The organism is Nonomuraea sp. NPDC046570 (assembly GCF_040645915.1).
Lineage (GTDB): Bacteria > Actinomycetota > Actinomycetes > Streptosporangiales > Streptosporangiaceae > Nonomuraea.
Map to the genome: position 1 here is coordinate 15,157 of NZ_JBEYZF010000025.1, position 20,933 is coordinate 36,089.

General features: G+C 67.9%; 21 protein-coding genes. 1 reads left to right on the forward strand and 20 read right to left on the reverse strand.

Annotated elements, in window-relative coordinates:
- Positions 1-11 precede the first annotated feature (11 nt).
- The 19 genes from nuoN to ABZ911_RS31095 all read right to left on the reverse strand — a co-directional run bounded on the left by nuoN (position 12) and on the right by ABZ911_RS31095 (position 19,183).
- A complete protein-coding gene (gene nuoN / locus ABZ911_RS31005; protein ID WP_358063778.1) occupies positions 12-1,607 on the reverse strand; it encodes an NADH-quinone oxidoreductase subunit NuoN in 1,596 nt (531 codons plus the stop codon).
- Positions 1,604-3,121, reverse strand: coding sequence for an NADH-quinone oxidoreductase subunit M (locus ABZ911_RS31010; protein ID WP_358063781.1), 1,518 nt, complete (start codon positions 3,119-3,121; stop codon positions 1,604-1,606). Before ABZ911_RS31010 ends, nuoN begins: the two co-directional genes overlap by 4 nt.
- The gene (gene nuoL / locus ABZ911_RS31015; RefSeq protein WP_358064055.1) at positions 3,121-4,947 is read right to left on the reverse strand and encodes an NADH-quinone oxidoreductase subunit L; all 1,827 of its coding nucleotides are present in this window, start codon (positions 4,945-4,947) and stop codon (positions 3,121-3,123) included. The genes ABZ911_RS31010 and nuoL overlap by 1 nt, the downstream gene beginning before the upstream one ends.
- A gap of 66 nt (positions 4,948-5,013) precedes the next feature.
- Positions 5,014-5,310: an NADH-quinone oxidoreductase subunit NuoK gene (gene nuoK, locus ABZ911_RS31020; RefSeq protein WP_358063784.1), complete on the reverse strand. Its 297-nt coding sequence runs from the start codon at positions 5,308-5,310 to the stop codon at positions 5,014-5,016.
- Positions 5,307-6,068, reverse strand: coding sequence for an NADH-quinone oxidoreductase subunit J (locus ABZ911_RS31025; protein WP_358063787.1), 762 nt, complete (start codon positions 6,066-6,068; stop codon positions 5,307-5,309). The genes nuoK and ABZ911_RS31025 overlap by 4 nt, the downstream gene beginning before the upstream one ends.
- Positions 6,061-6,576 (reverse strand): NADH-quinone oxidoreductase subunit NuoI, encoded by a 516-nt coding sequence (gene nuoI / locus ABZ911_RS31030; protein ID WP_358063789.1) that lies wholly within the window; start codon positions 6,574-6,576, stop codon positions 6,061-6,063. The genes ABZ911_RS31025 and nuoI overlap by 8 nt, the downstream gene beginning before the upstream one ends.
- Entirely contained in the window at positions 6,563-7,906 is a 1,344-nt protein-coding gene (nuoH, locus tag ABZ911_RS31035) for an NADH-quinone oxidoreductase subunit NuoH (protein WP_358063792.1), read from the reverse strand. The genes nuoI and nuoH overlap by 14 nt, the downstream gene beginning before the upstream one ends.
- Positions 7,903-10,290: an NADH-quinone oxidoreductase subunit G gene (locus ABZ911_RS31040; protein ID WP_358063795.1), complete on the reverse strand. Its 2,388-nt coding sequence runs from the start codon at positions 10,288-10,290 to the stop codon at positions 7,903-7,905. Before ABZ911_RS31040 ends, nuoH begins: the two co-directional genes overlap by 4 nt.
- Entirely contained in the window at positions 10,287-11,576 is a 1,290-nt protein-coding gene (gene nuoF / locus ABZ911_RS31045) for an NADH-quinone oxidoreductase subunit NuoF (protein ID WP_358063798.1), read from the reverse strand. The genes ABZ911_RS31040 and nuoF overlap by 4 nt, the downstream gene beginning before the upstream one ends.
- Complete coding sequence (nuoE, locus tag ABZ911_RS31050; protein ID WP_358063801.1) at positions 11,573-12,229, reverse strand: NADH-quinone oxidoreductase subunit NuoE; 657 nt, start codon at positions 12,227-12,229, stop codon at positions 11,573-11,575. The genes nuoF and nuoE overlap by 4 nt, the downstream gene beginning before the upstream one ends.
- A complete protein-coding gene (locus tag ABZ911_RS31055; RefSeq protein WP_358063804.1) occupies positions 12,226-13,551 on the reverse strand; it encodes an NADH-quinone oxidoreductase subunit D in 1,326 nt (441 codons plus the stop codon). Before ABZ911_RS31055 ends, nuoE begins: the two co-directional genes overlap by 4 nt.
- Positions 13,548-14,159: an NADH-quinone oxidoreductase subunit C gene (locus tag ABZ911_RS31060; protein ID WP_358064058.1), complete on the reverse strand. Its 612-nt coding sequence runs from the start codon at positions 14,157-14,159 to the stop codon at positions 13,548-13,550. Before ABZ911_RS31060 ends, ABZ911_RS31055 begins: the two co-directional genes overlap by 4 nt.
- A 47-nt stretch (positions 14,160-14,206) precedes the next feature.
- Positions 14,207-14,758: an NADH-quinone oxidoreductase subunit B family protein gene (locus ABZ911_RS31065; protein WP_358063807.1), complete on the reverse strand. Its 552-nt coding sequence runs from the start codon at positions 14,756-14,758 to the stop codon at positions 14,207-14,209.
- Positions 14,759-14,760: 2 nt separating this feature from the next.
- Complete coding sequence (locus tag ABZ911_RS31070) at positions 14,761-15,120, reverse strand: NADH-quinone oxidoreductase subunit A (RefSeq protein ID WP_358063810.1); 360 nt, start codon at positions 15,118-15,120, stop codon at positions 14,761-14,763.
- Between the two features lie 67 nt (positions 15,121-15,187).
- Positions 15,188-16,441 (reverse strand): geranylgeranyl reductase family protein, encoded by a 1,254-nt coding sequence (locus ABZ911_RS31075; RefSeq protein ID WP_358063813.1) that lies wholly within the window; start codon positions 16,439-16,441, stop codon positions 15,188-15,190.
- Positions 16,442-16,726: 285 nt separating this feature from the next.
- Entirely contained in the window at positions 16,727-16,915 is a 189-nt protein-coding gene (locus ABZ911_RS31080) for a DUF397 domain-containing protein (RefSeq protein WP_358063816.1), read from the reverse strand.
- Between the two features lie 164 nt (positions 16,916-17,079).
- Positions 17,080-17,274, reverse strand: a complete 195-nt coding sequence (locus ABZ911_RS31085; protein ID WP_358063819.1) for a DUF397 domain-containing protein — start codon at positions 17,272-17,274, stop codon at positions 17,080-17,082.
- Between the two features lie 63 nt (positions 17,275-17,337).
- Positions 17,338-18,219, reverse strand: coding sequence for a helix-turn-helix transcriptional regulator (locus tag ABZ911_RS31090; RefSeq protein ID WP_358063822.1), 882 nt, complete (start codon positions 18,217-18,219; stop codon positions 17,338-17,340).
- Between the two features lie 235 nt (positions 18,220-18,454).
- Complete coding sequence (locus ABZ911_RS31095; protein WP_358063825.1) at positions 18,455-19,183, reverse strand: demethylmenaquinone methyltransferase; 729 nt, start codon at positions 19,181-19,183, stop codon at positions 18,455-18,457.
- Between the two features lie 77 nt (positions 19,184-19,260).
- Between ABZ911_RS31095 and ABZ911_RS31100 the strand changes: the two genes are divergently transcribed.
- Entirely contained in the window at positions 19,261-20,499 is a 1,239-nt protein-coding gene (locus ABZ911_RS31100; RefSeq protein ID WP_358063828.1) for a hypothetical protein, read from the forward strand.
- On the opposite strand, the gene ABZ911_RS31105 is transcribed toward ABZ911_RS31100, so the two are convergent.
- Positions 20,496-20,714: a DUF4229 domain-containing protein gene (locus tag ABZ911_RS31105; protein WP_358063831.1), complete on the reverse strand. Its 219-nt coding sequence runs from the start codon at positions 20,712-20,714 to the stop codon at positions 20,496-20,498. The two genes, ABZ911_RS31100 and ABZ911_RS31105, sit on opposite strands and share 4 nt — an antisense overlap.
- Positions 20,715-20,933 lie beyond the last annotated feature (219 nt).

Below are 20,933 nucleotides of genomic sequence, written 5' to 3' on the forward strand. Positions count from 1 at the left end.
TCACAATCCCCCTAGCGAACGAACAAAGTTGACGCAGCCTGTTCGGCGAGGTCCAGGACAGGCTGCGGGAAGACCCCCAGCACTACCGTAACCGCTGCCGCCAAGGTGATGACCGCCGCGGTCGCCCCACTGGGGATCGCGATGGTGGGGCCGTCCGCGGCGGGCTCGCTGAAGAACATCAGCACGATCACGCGGACGTAGAAGAACGCCGCGATGGCCGAGGTGACCACACCGACGATGACCAGCGGGGTGGCGCCGGCTTCGACGGCCGCGATGAAGATCGCGTACTTACCGAAGAAGCCGCTGGTCAGCGGGATGCCGGCGAAGGCCAGCAGGAAGAAGGCGAACACGCCCGCCAGCACCGGCGAACGCTTGCCCAGCCCGGCCCAGCGCGACAGGTGCCCCGCCTCGCCGCCCGCGTCGCGGACCATGGTGACCACGGCGAACGCGCCGACCGTGGTGACACCGTAGACCAGCAGGTAGAACATGATCGCCGACAGCGAGTTGGCGTTCTGCGCCGCCGCGGTCTCGACGACCTGCCCGTTGGGGCCGACCTTGTCGACGTTGGTGGCGATGACGCCGATCAGCAGGAAGCCCGCGTGCGCGATCGAGGAGTAGGCCAGCATGCGCTTGATGTCGGTCTGCGTGATCGCCAGGATCGCGCCCACCACCATCGTCAGGATCGCCACGCCCCACATGACCGGGCGCCAGTCCCAGTCGAGGTTGCCCAGGGCGACCCAGAACACCCGCAGCACCGCGCCGAAGGCGGCCACCAGCGTGCCGGAGGCCATCAGGGCGGTGATGGGCGTCGGCGCGCCCTGGTAGACGTCAGGCTTCCAGGCCTGGAACGGCGCCGCGCCGATCTTGAACATCAGACCGACGCCGAGCAGCGCCAGACCGGCGAACAGCAGCGTGTCCATGCCGCCGACACTGCCCAGCGCGGTGTTGATCTTGGCCAGGTCGACCGAGCCGGCGTAGCCGTAGATCAGCGCCATGCCGTACAGGAAGAAGGCCGAGGAGAACGCGCCGAGCAGGAAGTACTTCATCGACGCCTCCTGCGAGAGCAGGCGGCGACGGCGGGCCAGGCCGCAGAGCAGGTACAGCGGCAGCGACATGACCTCGAGGCCGACGAACATGATCAGCAGGTCGTTGGCCGCGCTGAACAGCAGCATGCCGCCCACCGCGAACAGGACCAGCGGGTAGACCTCGGTGTGCGCGGCCCCGGAGGTCTCCGCGTCCTCCTCTTCGGCACTGCCCGGTACGGCCGCCGCCGAGGCGACGAAGTGATCGTCGCCCATCACCAGCAGCACGCTGACGAACGACAGCACCAGGATGACGCCCCAGATGAACAGCGAGGGCCCGTCGACCGCGATGGCGCCCATCGCCGCCGCCTTGGTCGGCACGCCGCTCGCCATCACCTGGAAGATGATCAGCGCGAACGCGCCGACCAGGCTGAGCAGGGTCACCGGCACGTGGATCGACTTGCGGAGGTACCGGGGCGCGAACGCCTCGATCAGCACGCCGATGATCGCCGCTCCGAAGACCAGGAGCATCGGCGCCAGAGTGCCGTACTCGATGCTCGGCGCGGGGATGGTGGTGCCGTTCACTGTCCGGCCCCCTTCTCGGCAATCGCCGGGGTGAACTTCTCCACCTGCACGGTGGACAGCGTCTTGTCCACCGCCGGGTTGATCACGTCAAGCAGTGGCTTGGGGTAGAAGCCGAGCCCGATGATCAGGGCGATCAACGGGGCGACCACCCACATCTCGCGGCCGTTGAGGTCCTTGAACCCCTTGACCGACTCGGCCGTCGGCCCGTTGGCCACCCGCTGGTACATCCACAGGATGTAGATGGCGGCCAGGATCACACCGGTGGCGGCGATGATCGCGGGCCACGCGTAGCGCTCGTAGGTGCCGATCATCACCATGAACTCGCTGACGAAGGACGACAGTCCCGGCAGCGCCAGGCCCGACAGGCCCGCGATGAGGAACATGCCGGCCAGCTTCGGCGTGACCTTCTGCACGCCTCCGTAGTCCGCGATGTGCGGCGAACCGCGCCGGGCGATCAGGAACCCGGCGATCAGGAACAGCGCGCCGGTCGAGAACCCGTGGTTGACCATGTACAGCGTGGCGCCCGCGCCCGCGTCGTTCGTCATGGCGAACACGCCCAGCGCGATGAAGCCGAAGTGCGAGATCGAGGTGTAGGCGATCAGGCGCTTCATGTCGGTCTGGCCGATGGCCACGATCGCGCCGTACACGATGCCGACCAGGGCGAGCACGATCACCAGCGGCGTGAAGAACTTCGACGCGTCCGGGAACAGCTCCAGGCAGAAGCGGAGCATGCCGTACGTGCCGACCTTGTCCAGGACGCCGACGAGCAGCACGGCGGCGCCGGCCGGAGCCTGCGCGGCCGCGTCGGGCAGCCAGGTGTGGAACGGCCACAGCGGGGCCTTCACCGCGAAGGCGAAGAAGAACCCGGCGAACAGCCACTTCTGCGTGGTCGGGTCCTGGATGGCCCCGATGAGCTCGGGGAACATGAAGGTGCCCTTGTCGGCGATCACGTACAGCGCGATCACCGCGACCAGCATGAGCAGGCCGCCGAACAGCGAGTACAGCAGGAACTTGACCGCCGCGTAGGACCGCTGGGCGCCGCCGTAGGACCCGATCATGAAGTACATCGGGATCAGCATGGCTTCGAAGAAGACGTAGAACAGGAAGATGTCGGTGGCCGCGAAGACACCGATCATCATGGCTTCCAGCACCAGCAGGAGCGAGAAGTACGTCTTCACCGAACGCTTGGCGGTCGGCGCGTCGGCGTCGTGCCAGGAGGCCAGCACCACGATCGGCACCAGCACCGCCGACAGCGCGATCAGCACCAGCGCGATGCCGTCGACGCCGAGACCGAAGTGCACCCCGAAGGACGGGATCCAGTCGTAGGTCTCGACGTACTGGAAGCGCTGGCCCTTCGGGCTGAACGGCACGGCCATCGCGATGGTCAGCGCGAGGACGACCAGCGAGACGCCCAGGGTGACCTGCTTGGCCAGCTTGTCTTTGCCCTTGGGAAGCAGGGCGACCAGGACGGCGCCCAGGACGGGCACCGCGATCAGGATCGAGAGCCAGGGCATCACAGGTTCCCTACAAGGAGCAGAGCGCCGGCCAGGAGGGCCGCGCCGAAGAGGATGGACATCGCGTAACTTCTGGCGAAGCCCGTCTGGAGCCGGCGCATCCGGCCCGACGTGCCGCCGATCGTCGCGGCCAGCCCGTTGACGAGCCCGTCGATGCCGCGGTTGTCGAAGAACACCGCGAAGCGGGTCAGCCACTGGCCGGGGCGCATGAGCAGCGACTCGTTGATGGCGTCGCCGTACAGGTCGCGCCGGGCGAACCTGGTGAGGAACGAACCCGCCGGGGCGAGTTCGGGGACCTCGGCCCTGCCGTACTTCATCCAGGCGATGGCCGCGCCGATGGCGACCAGTACGAGCGTCGCCATGCCCGGGGTGCTGACGAAGTGGAACGTCGGCAGGGTGTCGGGCTGGCCGACGGCCGGGGCGAGGAACTTCATCAGGCGGTTGTCCAGGATCAGGTAGCCACCCAGGAAGACCGAGCCGATCGACAGGACGATCAGCGGCCAGGTCATCACGGCGGGCGACTCGTGCGGGTGCGCCTCGGAGTCCCAGCGCTTCTCCCCGAAGAAGGTCATGAAGACCATCCGCGACATGTAGAAGCCGGTGAGACCCGCGCCGAGCACGGCCAGCCAGCCGAGGACCGGGTCGTGGTGCATGGCCGTCTCGATGATGCCGTCCTTGGTGAAGTAACCGGACAGCAGCGGGAAGCCGATGATCGCCAGGTAGCCGATGAAGAAGGTGGCGAAGGTGACCGGCATGACCTTGCGCAGGCCGCCGTACTTCCTCATGTTCACCTCGTCGTTCATGCCGTGCATGACCGATCCGGCGCCGAGGAACAGGTTGGCCTTGAAGAAGCCGTGCGTGACCAGGTGGCCGATCGCGAAGGCGTAGCCGACCGGGCCGAGGCCCGCGCCGAGCATCATGTAGCCGATCTGCGACATCGTCGAACCGGCGAGGCCCTTCTTGATGTCGTCCTTCGCCATACCGATGATCGCACCGGCGAGCAGCGTGGCCACGCCGACGATGGTGACGACGAGCTGCGCGGTGGGCGCGGCCTCGAAGACGAAGCCGGAGCGGACCACCAGGTAGACACCGGCAGTGACCATGGTCGCGGCGTGGATGAGGGCGGAGACCGGAGTCGGGCCCTCCATCGCGTCCAGCAGCCAGGACTGCAGCGGGAGCTGGGCGGACTTGCCGCACGCGCCGAGCAGGAGCAGCAGGCCGATCGCGGTGAGCGTGCCCTGGGAGGCCTCGCCGACCTCGCCGGCGATGTCGCCGAAGGCGAGCGAGCCGAACGTCGTCCACATCATGAACATGGCGATCAGCAGACCGAAGTCGCCGACCCGGTTCACGATGAACGCCTTCTTGGCCGCCACCGCCGCCGTCGGCTTGAACTGCCAGAAGCCGATCAGCAGGTACGAGGCCAGGCCCACGCCCTCCCAGCCGATGAACAGCCCCACGTAGTTGTGGCTGAGCACCAGCAGCAGCATCGCGGCGACGAACAGGTTCAGGTACGAGAAGAACCTGCGCCGGTCCGGGTCGTGCGCCATGTAGCCGACCGAGTAGATGTGGATCAGCGATCCGACACCGGTGATCAGGAGCGCGAAGCAGATCGACAGCGGGTCGATCAGCAGCCCGATGTCCGCCATTTCGGGAATGAAGTCGAACAGGTGAACGCTGTAGCGCTTACCGTCGAGGGCGAAGAAGGCGAGCACGGCCACCACGAACGAACCGAGCGACATGAGCACGCCCAGCAGGTGACCCCACCCGTTGGTACGGCGTCCGCCCAGCAACAGGATCGCCGCGCCCAGCAGGGGCAGGGCGATCATCAGCCAGGAGGCCCCGATCACTCCACCGGAGTGCGGGATGATCTCAGCGGGTTCCACTGGCCACCTCTAGTACTTCAGCAGGTTCGCGTCGTCAACGGACGCCGACCTGCGGGTTCGGAAGATCGTCACGATGATGGCCAGGCCGATCACAACCTCGGCCGCGGCCACCACCATCACGAAGAAGGCGATGATCTGGCCGTCGAGGTTGCCGTGCTGCCTGGCGAAGGTGACGAACGCGAGGTTGCATGCGTTGAGCATGAGCTCCACGCACATGAACACGACGATCGCGTTGCGCCTGATCAGCACGCCGATGGCGCCGATGGAGAACAGCAGCGCCGACAGCACCAGGTAGTGAGTGGTCACTTCGATTCCTCCTCGGCCGCTTGCCTGATCGCCTCGGCGAGCTTCGGATCGGCCGGCAGGTGCCCGGTCTTGACGTCGTACCGCGCGATGTGGCGGTTGAGCGACAGCTCGGAGACCGTGCCGTCGGGGAGCAGCGCGGGCATGTCGATGGCGTTGTTCCTGGCGTAGGTGCCAGGCGCCGGCAGCGGCGACGGCTGCGGGCCGAGGAACCTCGCGCGCGACAGGTCCTTCTGCGAGGGCTTGCGCTCGTCGCGCTCACGGTGCGCCAGCACCATCGCGCCCAGCGCGGCGGTGATCAGCAGCGCCGAGGTGACCTCGAAGGCGAACACGTGGCGGGTGAAGACCAGCTCGGCGAGGGCGGGCACGTTGCCGCCGGCCGCCTCGGTCGCGCCCGCGAGCCCCAGCGTCGGGGTGAAGACCGCGTTGCCGATGGCCAGCGTGATCAGAGCCGCGAAGCCGAGCCCGGCGACCGCCGCCCAGAAGCGCTGACCCTTGATGGTCTCGACCAGCGAGTCCGAGGAGTCGACGCCCACCAGCATGAGCACGAACAGGAACAGCATCATGATCGCGCCGGTGTAGACGATGATCTGCACCGCCGCCAGGAAGGGCGCGTCCTGCACCGCGTACAGCACCGCGAGGCAGAGCATGACGCCGCCCAGCATGAGCGCCGAGTAGACCGCCTTGCGGCTGAAGATCATGCCGAGCGCCGCGCCGACGGAAACCACGGCGAGCACCCAGAATGTGATGGTCTCACCCATTCTCGCGTCCCAACCGGTAGTAGTCCTCTTCGGTCTCGCCGAGGCGCATGGCGTGCGGAGGAGCCTCCATGCCGGCGGTGAGCGGCGCGAGCAGCATCTCCTTGGTGTAGATGAGGCTCTCACGGCTCGAATCGGCCAGCTCGTACTCGTTGGTCATGGTCAACGCGCGAGTCGGGCAAGCCTCGATGCACAGCCCGCACAGGATGCACCGCAGGTAGTTGATCTGGTAGGTGCGGCCGTACCGCTCACCCGGCGAGAAGCGCTCGTCCTCGGTGTTGTCCGCACCCTCGACGAAGATCGCGTCGGCGGGACACGCCCAGGCGCACAGCTCGCAGCCGACGCACTTCTCCAGCCCGTCGGGCCAGCGGTTGAGCTGGTGCCGCCCGTGGAAGCGCGGCGCCGTCGGCTTGCGCTCCTCCGGGTAGTTGGTCGTGACGGGCTTCTTGAACATCGTGTGGAACGTGACGCCGAAGCCCTTGACGGGGTTCAGCCAATCAGTTGCTCCCACTGGGAACCTCCTTGCGCTGCACCCCGTGGTAGTGCGGCAGATCGAGCGGCGGCACCGGGAAGCCGCCGGCCGTGGGCTCTTCCCTGAGCTCCTCGTACTCGGCTTCGACCTGGGCCTTGGCTGCTTCCTTGCGGCGCTGGTTGACCGCGTCGAAGCGCCACCAGATGGCGAAGGCGCCGACGAGGACGACCGCCGCGATCACCAGGACCGTGGTCTGGTCGACACCCTCCATGCGGTAGGCGCGCACGGTGGCCACGAGCAGGATCCACGCCAGGTTCAGCGGGATCAGGACCTTCCAGCCAAGCGCCATGAGCTGGTCGTAGCGGACTCGCGGCAGCGAGGCGCGCACCCAGACCACGAAGCAGAAGACCAGGACGAACTTGATGAAGAACCACAGGAACGGCCAGTAGCCCGAGTTCGCCCCGTCCCAGAGCGAGATCGGGTACGGCGCGCGCCAGCCACCGAGGAAGAGGGTGATCGCCATCGCCGAGGCGATGAACGTGTGCAGATACTCGCCCATCATGATCAGCGCGAACTTCAGCGACGAGGAGTACTCCGTCTGGAAGCCACCGACCAGCTCGCCCTCACCCTCGGGCAGGTCGAACGGGATACGGGCGGCCTCACCGAACGCGCAGACCACGTAGATCAGGAACGACGGCAGCAGCAGCACGACGTTCCACGACGGCATCGGGATGGACATCCCGAAGAGCTCCAGCGCGCCACCCGACGCCTGCGAGGCGACGATCTCCGAGGTGGACAGCGTCCCCGCGAACAGGAACACCGCCACGAACGACAGCCCCATGGCGACCTCGTAGGAGACCACCTGAGCCGCCGACCGCAGACCACCGAGCAGCGCGTACGGCGAACGCGACGACCAACCGGCCAGCACCACGCCGTAGACCGACACCGCGCCCATGGCCAGCACGAACAGCACCGCGACCGGCAGGTCGGTGAGCTGCAGCGGCGTCTGCACGCCGAACATGTTGACCATCGGCCCGAACGGCACGATCGCGAACGTCGCGAAGGCGGGGATCACCATGATGACCGGAGCCAGCAGGTAGACGACCTTGTCCACCGTCCGCGGGAACAGGTCCTCCTTCAGGCCCATCTTCACACCGTCGGCCACCGACTGCAGCAGGCCGAACTTGCCCGCCCGGTTGGGGCCGTAGCGGTTCTGCATCCGGGAGATGAGCTTGCGCTCGAACCAGACGCCGAACAGCACGGACAGCATCAGGAAGACGAAGATGCCCACGGCCTTGATGATGGAGATCCAGACCGGGTCCTTGCCGAAGTCGGCCAGGGTCGGATCGGCCGCGAGAACGTGAATCATGAGGCGCTCCCGATCTTGACGATGTCGCCGGCCACCGCGCGCAGGTCACGCGTGACCGAGCAGCCGGCGGAGTTCGTCGGCACCCAGACCACCCGGTCCGGCAGGTCGGCGATGCGCACCGGCAGGCTCACCGTCTCACCGACTACGATCTTGCCCCCGTCGACGACGCCGATCTCGGCGGCGGTGCCCTCCGACAGCAGCGCCTCCGCCTCCCGCGCGGTCCCGGCCAGGTACGGCTCGCCGTCCTGCAGCCGGCCCGCGTCGAGCAGCTGGTGCCAGGTCGCCAGCAGCGCCTCACCGGCCTGCGGGACACCCGTCGACCGGCCGTTGACGCTCGGCGCCGCGACCCGGGCGCCGCGCCAGGAGCGGATACCGCTCAGCTCGCGCCGCGCGGCCTTGGCGTCGGGCAGGCCGAGGTGTACGTCCATGTGGTCGGCGAGGGCGCCGACCACACCGAGGTCGGTCAGCATGCCGGGCACCCTGAGCGCCGCCTCGAAGGTGCGTCCGCGCCCCTCCCAGTCGACGAACGTGCCGCCCTTCTCCGCGACGGCGGCGACCGGCAGGACCACGTCGGCCCGGTCGGTGACGGCGCTGGCGCGAACCTCCAGGCTGACGATGAACGGGGTGTTCTCCAGGGCCGCCAGCGCGGCCTCGGGGTCGGCCAGGTCGTACGGGTCGACACCGGCGATCACCAGGGCGTCGAGCTCCTCGCCCAGCGCGGCGGCGAGCATCGCGTCGGTGCTGCGGCCCGGGGTGTCGGGCAGCGAGGCGACGTTCCAGGCCCGGGCCACCTCGGCGCGGGCGCTCTCGTCGTCGACCGGGCGGCCGATCGGCAGCAGGTTGGGCAGCGCGCCCGCTTCCAGTGCGCCGCGCTCGCCGGCCCTGCGCGGGATCCAGGCGAGCCGGGCGCCGGAGGCGGCGCTGAGCCGTACCAGGGCCGAGAGGGCGCCCGGGACGGCGGCCAGGCGCTCGCCCGCGAGCACGATCGTGCCCTCGGCCAGCGCGCCGGAGTCCACCAGACCGCCGAGCGCCTCGGCCTCGGCGCCGGGAGCGGTACGCAGCAGCGTGCCGCCCATCTTGGCCAGGCCGGTGGTGGCGAACGGGGCGATCGAGGTGACCTGGAGACCGTGCTTCAGCCACGCCTTGCGCAGGCGCAGGAAGACGATCGGCGACTCCTCCTCGGGCTCGAACCCGACGAGCAGCACGGCGGGCGCCTTCTCCAGGTCGGCGTAGGAGAGCTCGATGCCCTTGCCCGCGACCTCGTGCGCCAGGAACTGCGCCTCCTCGGCGGAGTGCGGCCTGGCCCGGAAGTCGATGTCGTTGGTGCCCAGGGCGAGCCTGGCGAACTTCGAGTACGCGTAGGCGTCCTCGACGGTCACCCGGCCGCCGACCAGCACGCCGGCCCGGCCGCGCGCGGCGGTCAGGCCCTTGGCGGCGACGGCGAGGGCCTCGGGCCACGAGGCGGGCTCCAGCACCCCGTCGGCGTTGCGCACCAGCGGGGTCCTGAGCCGGTCGGGCTGCGTCGCGTAGGTGAACGCGAAGCGCCCCTTGTCGCAGTTCCACTCCTCGTTGACCAGCGGGTCGTTGCCGGCCAGCCGCCGGGTGACCTTGCCGCGCCGGTGGTCGGTGCGCAGCGCGCAGCCGGAGGCGCAGTGCTCGCACGCGCTCGGCGTGGAGACCAGGTCGAACGGGCGGGCCCGGAACCGGTAGGCGGCGCTGGTCAGCGCGCCCACCGGGCAGATCTGGATGGTGTTGCCCGAGAAGTAGGAGTCGAACGGCCGCCCGTCGGCGACGCCCACCTGCTCCTTGGCCCCGCGCTCGAAGAACTCGATGAGCGGGTCACCGGCGATCTGGTCGGCGAAGCGGATGCATCGCGCGCACTGGATGCAGCGCTCGCGGTCCAGCAGCACCTGCGTCGAGAGCGGCAGCGGCTTGGCGAAGGTCCGCTTCTGCTCCTGGAAGCGCGACTCGCCCTGGCCGTTGGACATGGCCTGGTTCTGCAGGGGGCATTCGCCGCCCTTGTCGCAGACCGGGCAGTCCAGCGGGTGGTTCATGAGCAGCAGTTCCATCGCGCCCCGCTGCGCCTTCTCGGCGACCGGGGAGCTGAGCTGGGTGGCCACGACCATGCCCTCGGCCACCTCGATCGCGCACGACGGCTGCGGCTTGGGGAAGCCGCGGCCGTTGCCCGCGTCGGGGATGTCGACCAGGCACTGGCGGCAGTTGGCCGCCGGATCGAGCAGCGGGTGGTCGCAGAACCTGGGGATCTGGATGCCGAGCAGTTCGGCGGCCCTGATGATGAGCGTGCCCTTGGGCACGGTGATCTGGAAGCCGTCGATGGTGAGGGTGACGACCTCCACCTGCTGGGCGGTCTCTACAACGGTCACTGGTCACCCCACACGGTGGACTTCTTCGGGTCGAACGGGCAGCCGCCGATCTCGAAGTGCTTGAGGTACTCGTCGCGGAAGTACTTCACCGACGAGTGGATCGGGCTGGTCGCGCCGTCACCGAGGGCGCAGAACGAGCGGCCGAGGATGTTGTCCGCGATGTCGGTGATCGTGGACAGGTCCTCCTCCGTGCCCTGCCCGGCCTGCAGGCGCTTGAGCACCTGCTTGAGCCAGTAGGTGCCCTCGCGGCACGGGGTGCACTTGCCGCACGACTCGTGCGCGTAGAACTCCGTCCAGCGCAACACCGTACGGACCACGCAGGTGGTCTCGTCGAAGATCTGCAGCGCGCGGGTGCCGAGCATCGAGCCCTTGGCGCCGACCGCCTCGAAGTCGAGCGGCACGTCGAGGTGCTCGTCGGTGAAGATCGGTGTGGAGGAGCCGCCGGGGGTCCAGAACTTGATCCGGTGCCCCGCGCGGATCCCGCCCGCCATGTCGAGCAGTTCGCGCAGCGTGATGCCGAGCGGCGCCTCGTACTGGCCGGGCCTGGTGACGTGGCCGCTCAGTGAGAAGATGCCGAAGCCCTTGGACTTCTCCGTCCCCATCGAGGCGAACCAGTCGGCGCCCTTGTCGATGATGGAGGGAACACTGGCCACAGACTCCACGTTGTTCACAACAGTAGGCGAGGCATAAAGCCCCGCTACAGCCGGGAACGGGGGCTTGAGGCGCGGTTGTCCACGGTAGCCCTCCAGCGAGTCGAGCAGAGCCGTCTCCTCGCCGCAGATGTACGCGCCGGCGCCGCTGTGCACGACCAGTTCCAGGTCGTAGCCGGAGCCGAGGACGTCCTTGCCCAGGTAGCCCTTCTCGTAGGCCTCGCGCACGGCCGCCTGCAGCCGGCGGATCACGTGCAGCACCTCGCCGCGCACGTAGATGAAGGCGTGGTTGGCCCTGATCGCGTACGAGGTGATGATGACGCCCTCGACCAGCGAGTGCGGGTTGGCCATCATCAGCGGGATGTCCTTGCAGGTGCCCGGCTCCGACTCGTCGGCGTTGACGACGAGGTAGTGCGGCTTGCCGTCGCCCTGCGGGATGAAGCCCCACTTCATGCCCGTGGGGAAGCCCGCGCCGCCGCGGCCGCGCAGACCGGAGTCCTTGACGGCCTGGATGACGGCGTCGGGGTCCATCGTCAGCGCCTTGCGGGCGGCGGCGTAGTCGCCGTAGCCCTCAAGGGTGAAGGAGTTCGGCTGGTCCCAGTTGGCGGTCAGGACCGGCGTCAGTGTGGTGCTCATGCCTCGGGGGCCTTCCATCCGTTGGCCTTGGCGACCTTGAGACCCTCCAGCGAGGGGCCGGCGGCGCTCGGACCTTCACCGGCCAGCTCGTCCGGCAAGCCGGAGAGCACCCGCGAGGCCTGCTTGAAGGAGCAGAGCTTCTCCGGGCCGCGGGTGGGCGAGACGGGCTTGCCGTCGCGCAGGTCGTCGACGAGCTGCTTGGCCGAGTCGGGCGTCTGGTTGTCGAAGAACTCCCAGTTGACCATCATGACCGGGGCGAAGTCGCAGGCGGCGTTGCACTCCAGCCGCTCCAGCGAGACCTTGCCGTCGGCGGTCGCCTCGTCGTGACCGACGCCGACGTGCTCCGACAGCTCCTCCCAGATCTGGTCGCCGCCCATGACGGCGCACAGGGAGTTGATGCAGACGCCGACGTGGTACTCGCCCACCGGCTTGCGCTTGTACATCGTGTAGAACGTCGCGACGCCCACGACCTCGGCCTTGTTCAGGCCGAGCATCTCGGCGCAGAACTCCTGGCCGCTGTCGGTGATGTAGCCGTCCTCCGACTGCACCAGGTGAAGCAGCGGCAGCAGCGCCGACCGCGTCTTCGGGTAGCGCCCGATGATCTCCTTGGCGTCCCGTTCGAGACGCTCCCGGACTTCCGGCGAATAGCTCACCGGTCCACACCTCCCATGACGGGGTCGATCGAGGCCACGGCCGCGACGACGTCGGCGACCTGTCCGCCCTCCGCCATCGCGGGGAAGGCCTGCAGGTTCGTGAAGGACGGCTCGCGGAAATGCACCCGGTAGGGGCGCGTGCCGCCGTCGCTGACCACGTGCGCGCCCAGCTCGCCGCGGGGCGACTCGACGGTGGCGTAGGCCTGGCCCGCCGGCACCCGGAAACCTTCGGTCACCAGCTTGAAGTGGTGGATGAGGGCTTCCATGGAGCTGCTCATGATGTGCGCGATGTGGTCGGGCGAGTTGCCGAAGCCGTCGGGCCCGAGCGCGAGCTGCGCGGGCCAGCCGATCTTCTTGTCCTCGATCATCACCGGCTTGTTCTTCAGCGGCCCGGCCAGGCGGTCGAGCGCCTGCTCGATGATCTTCAGGGACTCCTCCATCTCGGCCATCCGGACGAGATAGCGGCCGAAGACGTCGCAGCTCTGCTGGGTCGGCACGTTGAACTCGTAGTCCTCGTAGCCGCAGTAGGGCTGCGACTTGCGCAGGTCCCACGGCAGGCCGGCCGAGCGCAGGATCGGGCCGGTGATGCCCAGCGCCATGCAGCCGGTCAGGTCGAGGTAGGCGACGTCCTTGGTACGGCGGGTGTAGACCGGGTTCTCGTCGAGCAGCTTGCGGATGTCCTTGATCCGCTTGGGCATCTCCTTGAGGAACTCACCGATCTTGTCGACCGCGCCCGCGGGCAGGTCGACGCTCACACCACCGGGCCTGATGTAGGCCATGTTCATCCGCAGACCCGTGATGTACTCGAACAGGTCCATGATCAGCTCGCGGTCGCGGTAGCCGAACAGGAACGGCGTGGTCGCGCCCAGCTCCATGCCGAACGTGCCCATCGCGACCAGGTGTGAGGAGATCCGGTTGAGCTCCATCATCATCACCCGGATGGCCGAGGCGCGCTCGGGGATCCGGTCGGTGATGCCAAGCAGCTTCTCCACGCCCAGGCAGTAGGCCGTCTCGTTGAAGATCGGCGCGAGGTAGTCCATGCGGGTGACGAACGTGGTCCCCTGGGTCCACGTCCGGAACTCCATGTTCTTCTCGATGCCGGTGTGCAGGTAGCCGATGCCGCCGCGGGCCTCGGTCACCGTCTCACCGTCGAGGGTCAGGATGAGCCGGAGCACGCCGTGCGTGGACGGGTGCTGCGGGCCCATGTTGATGACCAGGCGCTCGTCCTCGGACTCGCGGACCGCGTCGACGACCTCGTCCCAGTCCTGCCCGTTGACGGAGTAGACCTTGCCCTCGGTCGCCTCGTCGTAGCCCGTGCTCATGAGTAGGACCTCCTCTGGTCCGGCGAGGGGATCTCGGCGCCGCGGTACTCCACCGGGATACCGCCCAGCGGGTAGTCCTTGCGCTGCGGGAAGCCTTCCCAGTCGTCCGGCATCATGATCCGGGTCAGCGCGGGGTGACCGTCGAAGATGATCCCGAAGAAGTCGTAGGTCTCGCGCTCGTGCCAGTCGTTGGTCGGGTAGACGCCGACCGTCGACGGGATGTGCCGGTCGCTGTCCGGGCAGCTCGTCTCGACGCGGATGCGCCGGTTGTGGGTGATCGAGCACAGGTGCAGCACCGCGTGCAGCTCCTCGCCGACCAGGTGCGGGTAGTGCACGCCGGACACGCCGAGGCACAGCTCGAAGCGGAGCTCGGCGTCGTCGCGCAGGCGGCGGCAGACCTCGACCAGCTTCTCGCGGCGGACGTGCACGGTCAGCTCGCCGCGGTCGACGACGACGCGCTCGACGGCGTCCTCGATGCCGGCTTCGAGCGTGTCGACCACGTCGTCGAAGTAGTCGCCGTAGGGGCGGGGAGTCGACAGCTGGGGGGCGCGCCGTACCACCAGGCCGCCGTAGCCGGAGGTGTCGCCGGTGTCGGCGGCGCCGAACATGCCGTTCCTGGCGACCGGCTCCTCCGGCACGTCAGGGAGGTTCTCGCTCACTTGCCGGCCCCCTGATCGATCAGCGGCAGCGTACGCAGCGCCTGGAGTTCGAGCTCCTCGATCTGCTTGGCCCGGTGCGCGCCGAACTTCATGTTCTGGATCTTGTCGTGCAGCTTCACGATCGCGTCGATCAGCATCTCCGGCCGCGGCGGGCAGCCGGGCAGGTAGATGTCGACCGGGACGACGTGGTCCACGCCCTGCACGATGGCGTAGTTGTTGAACATGCCGCCGCTGGAGGCGCACACGCCCATGGCGATGACCCACTTGGGCTCGGCCATCTGGTCGTAGATCTGCCGGAGCACCGGCGCCATCTTCTGCGACACCCGACCGGCGACGATCATGAGGTCGGCCTGACGCGGAGACGCCGAAGCGCGCTCCATGCCGAAGCGCGCGAGGTCGTAGTGCGAGGCCCCGGTGGCCATCAGTTCGATGGCGCAACAGGCCAGGCCGAACGTCGCCGGCCACACGGAGTTCTTACGCGCCCATCCGGCGGCCTGCTCGACCGTGCTGAGGATGAACCCGCTGGGGAGTTTTTCTTCAAGTCCCATATCTAGTCCCAGTCCAGACCCTTGCGGCGCCACACGTAGGCGTAGGCCACGAGCACGGTGACGATGAACAGCACCATCTCGACCAGCCCGAACAACCCGAGCTTGTCGAAGGTGACCGCCCACGGGTAGAGGAAGATGATCTCGATGTCGAATACGATGAAGAGCATCGCGGTGATCATGTACTTCAGCGGGAAGCGGCCGCCACCGACCGGCTGGGGCGTCGGCTCGATGCCGCATTCGTAGGCGTCAAGCTTCGCGCGGTTCCAGCGCTTGGGACCGGTGAAGGGCGCGATCGCGACCGAGAAGATCGCGAATCCTCCCGCGAGAACGGCGAGCACCAAGATGGGCACATAAAGATCCATCGCTACGCCTCCTCTCCCATCTCCACGCGCGCGGGCGCGCAGTCTGATCTATAAGTGGGTCTTGGGTTCATGCTGGTGGGGCTAGTTTCGCTAGGGCGTTGATGATGCGGTCCGACGCATCGCCTCGCCGGTCGGTGAGATTACCAAGGAGTTTGAGAGCGAAGCGCATCAGCCTCGGGTGCGGCAGGCCGTGCCGGGTGCCGAAGCTCATCACTCCGGGCCGCCCGATGGCCTCGACGAACATCCTGCCCAGCGTGAAGTATCCGCCGTAGGCGTCCTTGAGCACCTGTGGATAACCGCGCAAGATCCGCTCCTGCTGTGCGGGAGTGGTGCCGCGCAGCGCCTTGACGATGACCTCGGCGGCCACCTCGCCGGTCTCCATGGCGTAGGCGATGCCCTCGCCGTTGAACGGGTTGATCGCTCCCGCCGAGTCGCCCACCAGCACCAGACCGCGGGTGTAGTGCGGCTGCCGGTTGAACGCCATCGGCAGGGCGGCCCCTCGGATGGGGCCGACCATGTTCTCCTCGGTGTAGCCCCACTCGGCCGGCATGTTCTTCACCCAGCGCCTGAGCAGATCGCGGTAGTCGATCGTCTTGAAGGCGTCGCTGGTGTTGAGCAGGCCGAGGCCGACGTTGCTGGTGCCGTCGCCGACGCCGAAGACCCAGCCGTAGCCGGGCAGCAGCGTGTCGCCGTCCCACAGCTCGAGCCAGGTCTCCAGGTAGTCGTCGTCGTGGCGCGGGCTCTCGAAGTACGTGCGTACGGCCACGCCCATCGGGCGGTCCTCACGCTTGTGCAGTCCCATCGACAGCGCGAGCCGGGTGGAGTTGCCGTCGGCGGCGACCACCAGGCGGCTACGGTAGGTCGCGCCGCCCTTGGTGGTGACACCCACGACATGGCCGCTGCGGTCGTCGAGCACCGGCCCGGTGACGTTCACGCCCTCCATCAGGCGCACACCGGCCTTGACCGCGTGCGCGGCCATGATCTGGTCGAAGTCCTGCCGGGTGCGGACGAGACCGAAGTCGGGGAAGCTCGACAGCTCGGGCCAGTCCAGCTCGAATCTGAGCCCGCCGCCGACGACGCGCAGTCCCTTGTTCCTGATCCAGCCGGGCGCGTCGATGTCGACGCCCATGTTGATCAGTTGCTTGACCGCTCGCGGGGTGAGGCCGTCACCACAGACCTTCTCCCTGGGGAACCTGGTCTTTTCAAGCAGCAATACGTCGAGCCCGGCTCGGGCGAGGTAAAACGCTGTCGCGGAACCGGCGGGTCCGGCGCCGACGACGATGACGTCGGCGTCAGCCTGGATGACGGCTGGCACGGTCACGGGACCTGTCCTGTTCCTACACGCTCGATGGCCTCGGGGTGTGGGGCCTTCGTTCCTTTGTGAAGCTCTTCACAAACTTGTCGCCCGGCAGTCTAACGCTTTTCCGTTGCAAGGTGTCAGGCGGGTTGCCCCTCGGGGTAGGCTACCGGAGGATCTTCATGAGCCGACGCCCCCCTGCCGCCCCCTCTGGGGATCACGCCGCAGAACACGGCGTACACAGCTTTGACCTGCAAGTTTATGTGAACAAACACACAGCTGAGCGCCGCCGTGCGACCCGCCTTCCGGTCAGAGGTCGAATTCTGACTGGCGGACGCCCGCGAGGAACGCCCGCCATTCGCCCGGCGTGAAGGCGAGAACCGGCCCGGACGGATTCTTCGAGTCGCGGATCAGGACACCGTCGGCGACGCGCGCGAACTCCACGCACTCCCCGTTGGTGTTGCTGAAGCTGCTCTTCCGCCAGGAAACGCCGTCCACGGTTCCACCCATCCCAACCCATGCCAGAGAGAGTCAAATCGCCGACGCCCTGTCGTAGTGACGCGGCCAGGGTGGAAGTAGACCATGAAAGACAGATGGGGCGCTCGACAATCCTTGGGAGCAGTTACGTCTTTTACGGCTCCGGCGGGGTCAGATCCGCGCGGTCACCGCACGTGGTCGAACTCCCCGTTACGCACTCCGGCCACGAACGCGGTCCACTCGGCCGGCGTGAAGCGCAGGACCTCGTCGTCCGGGCGCTGGGAGTGGCGCACTTTCACGGCGGTCGGAGTCCACGCCACCTCCACGCACTCGCCGTTGTTACCGCTGAAAGTGCTCTTGCGCCAGGTCGCCGGCTCCATCGATACATCCTCACTGTCGGGGGGCTAGATGGACATACCCCGGCACCGAGCAAGGGATTCACATCATGTCGAACGTGAACGGTCCGCCAGGTCAGCAATGAAATCCACCGAGTCCTCGTCGGACATGGCCTCGATGGACATCTGATAGAAGAGCCTGTCGAAGAGGTAGGTCTCCTTCTCCCCCTCCTCGAACGCGCCGCCCGTGACCTTCTCCAGGTAGACGACGTCGTCGTGCAGCCGTTCCAGCCCGTCGCGCGGCGGGAAGCGCAGCAGGACGAACCCGTGGTGCGCGTGCATGTGCGGCGCGTTGAGTGGCAGCACCCGGATCGAGACGTTCGGCAGCCTGGCGATCTCGACGACCCGCAGCAACTGGTCCCGCATGACCTCCGGGGTGCCGAACCGGCGGTACAGGACCGACTCGTCGACCAGCGCGGAGATGTCCAGCGCGCCCGGCCCCTGGAGTATCCCCTGGCGCTGCAGGCGCAGCCGGGCCCGCCGTTCCACCTCGGCGGGCGACATCGTGTTCAGCGGGTGGCCGAGCCCCATGGCGGCGCGGGCGTAGTCGGCGGTCTGGAAGAGTCCGGGGAAGATGACGTTCTGCCAGGTGAGCATCGACTGGGCGCCCCATTCGAGGCCGATGTAGTTCACATAGGAGTCGGGCAGGGAGTCGGCGTAGCCGTCCCACCAGCCCTTGGCCTCGGATTCCATCGACAACGCGAGCAGCGTCTCGCGCAGCTTCGGCTCGATCTGGTAGAAGTCGGCCAGGCGGGCGACATCGTCCCGCTGCACGACCACCTGGGCCTTCTCGATGCGGGAGATCTTCGAGGTGGACCAGTCGAGCGCCTCGGCCAGTTGGGTGCCCGTCCGGCGAGCGTCCTCGCGAAGCCGCCGGAGCTCAGCGGCGAGCCTGCGCTGGCTGACGGTGGGGCTGGCATCCCGCGCCACTGCGCTCTCCTTCGGGCCGTGCTCACAGGATCGGACGAGATTCCCAGCGGGAATCCCGACATTAATCCCGGCGAGGATTGCGGTGCATTTCCCGAGCTAGAAGACCATCGTAACCCTGACGAGCACAATGCGCACAGATACGACAGAAACCACCGGCCAACCGCTAGACCTCCGGCCGCGCTGTGACCAGACTCACCCCCCGGACACCTCCCGCGCAAGCTCACTCGCGCATCGATCAGCCCCGGGGCTTGAAACCGCGGTGGAGCGCGACGGTGCCCATGGTGAGGTTGCGCCAGGCGACGCGCTCCCAACCGGCACGCTGGATGATCCCGGCCAGTGTCCGCTGGTCGGGCCAGTCCCTGATCGACTCGGCGAGGTACTCGTAGGAGTCGTCGTTGGAGCCGAACACCTTGGCCACCTTCGGCAGCAGCCTCATCAGGTACTCCCGGTAGACCGTGTCCACTATCGGCACCGTCACGTGGGAGAACTCGAGGATCACCAGCCGCCCGCCCGGCTTCGCCACCCGGAGCATCTCGCGCAGCGCCTGCGAGGTGTCGTGCACGTTGCGCAGCGCCACGGAGATCGTCACGGCGTCGAAGGAGTCGTCGGCGAACGGCAGCCTGAGCGCGTCGCCCGCGACGAACGAGACGCCGCGCACGCCGCCGCCGGAGATGCCCGACCCGCCCCTGCGCCGCACTCCCGTGGTCAGCATGCCGAGGGAGAAGTCGGAGGCGATGGCGCGGGCGCCCAAGGCGGTGAAGGCGTCCGTCGAGGTGCCGGTGCCGGCGCCGAGGTCGAGGACGAGCTCGCCGGGGCCCGCGTCGACGGCGGCCGCGACCGCCTTGCGCCAGAGTCGCACCTGGCCGAGGGAGATTACGTCGTTCACCAAGTCATACCGGCGGGCCGTGCGATCGAACATCGCGGCGACCTCATGCGGCTGCTTGTCGAGCTGAGCGCGCGTCATAGGGCAAGCCTAGGGCGTACCGGACAATAAACGGAAAGTAGCGTGCCGATTACTCAGAGGCTGATAAGACTTGGCGAATGCTTGCCCTCACCGCGACCATGGCCACGCTGCTGGCCCTGGTCCCCTCCTCTGCGATCAGGCACGAACGCGTGGTGTCCGCCGATCCGGTCGACACCACCCCCCATGTGCTCGACGGCATCGTCAACGCCATCGTGCTCGTCGGCGACACCGTGGTGGTCGGCGGCGCGTTCAGCGAGGTCGGCGACGCGGCCCGGACGACCGTCCTGGCCAGGGACAACCTGTTCGCCTACTCGCTGTCCACCGGCAGGATCCTGCCGGACTTCGCCCCCGTGGTCGACGGGCCGGTGAGCGCCCTCGCGGCGGGCGGCGGCGGCACCGTCTACGTCGCGGGCGGCTTCACCTCGGTCAACCACGCGCGCGGGCGCGCGCTGGTCCGGCTCGGCCTGGCCGACGGCTCTGTCGTCCCCGGCTTCACCCCCAGGATCTCCGGCGGCGCGGTGTCCACCCTGGCCAGACGGGGTTCCGAGCTGTACGCCGGCGGCGACTTCGACCACGTCGGCGGCATCCCCCGCCCGGCGCTGGCCAGGCTCGACGCGACCACCGGACAGCCCGACCCGCGCTTCACGATCACCCCGGGCTCGCCGCTCACCTCGAAGGTGAAGGTGCACGCCATCGCGCTGTCGCGGGACCGGCTCGCGGTCGACGGCAGCTTCACCACCCTCGACGGCCGGTCCCGGCCACAGCTCGGCCTGATCGACATCGGCGCCGCCACGCCCAGGGTCGCCGACTGGCGCACCGACACGTACGCGGTGACGTGCATGGACAGCTTCCCCTCGTACGTCCGGGGTCTCGACTTCGCGCCCGACGGCAGCTACTTCGCGCTGGTGACCACCGGTGGCCCGCGCGGCGGCGCGAAGAAGCCGTGCGACACCGCGGCCCGCTTCGAGACCTACGCCAAGGGCAGCCGGATCAAGCCCACCTGGATCAACCACACCGGCGGCGACTCGCTCTACTCCGTGGCGGCCACCGGCGCGGCGGTCTATGTGGGGGGGCATCAGCGCTGGATGAACAACCCGTCAGGGCGGGACTCGGCGGGGCCGGGCGCGGTGCCCCGGGAGGGCATCGCCGCCATTCACCCGCGCACAGGAAAGGCGCTGAGCTGGAACCCCGGCCGCGAGCGCGGCATCGGAGTCAAGGCATTTCTGGCGCACAAGGGCGGACTACTGGTTGGTAGTGACACAACGCGACTCGGACGGGAGTACCATGCCCGGATTGGCATGTTCCCCCTGCCCTAGTCGCCCTGCGGCTTGTTGCGGTCGACCTTGTCGCTGATGCGTGAGCTCATGGCGTCACGCTGCTTGGACAGCAGGACATAGCTGGCTATGCCGCTGACCACGAAGGCGATGACGATCAGCAGCAGTGGGTGGCGCACGTTGAGCAGATAGAGCACACCCAGAGTTACGAGAAACAGGCCGATCCGCGACGCGGTGTAAACGAGAACGGGACGCACAGGTTCGAGGTTACTCGCCCCGCTCCGTGCGTCGCTCTTCGCACCAGGCGCGACCGCTGCTACTGTTCCCAGTCAGGCGCTTTCGTAAAGAAACACCCACGAGAGCCCCAAAGAGGCTCTATCATATAACAATCGGGCAGTCGGCTGATAACAACCCGTGATCTTTGTAGAAAAGCACGGATAAATCAGGTTTCGCTCGACACACTGGATACCTGTCCG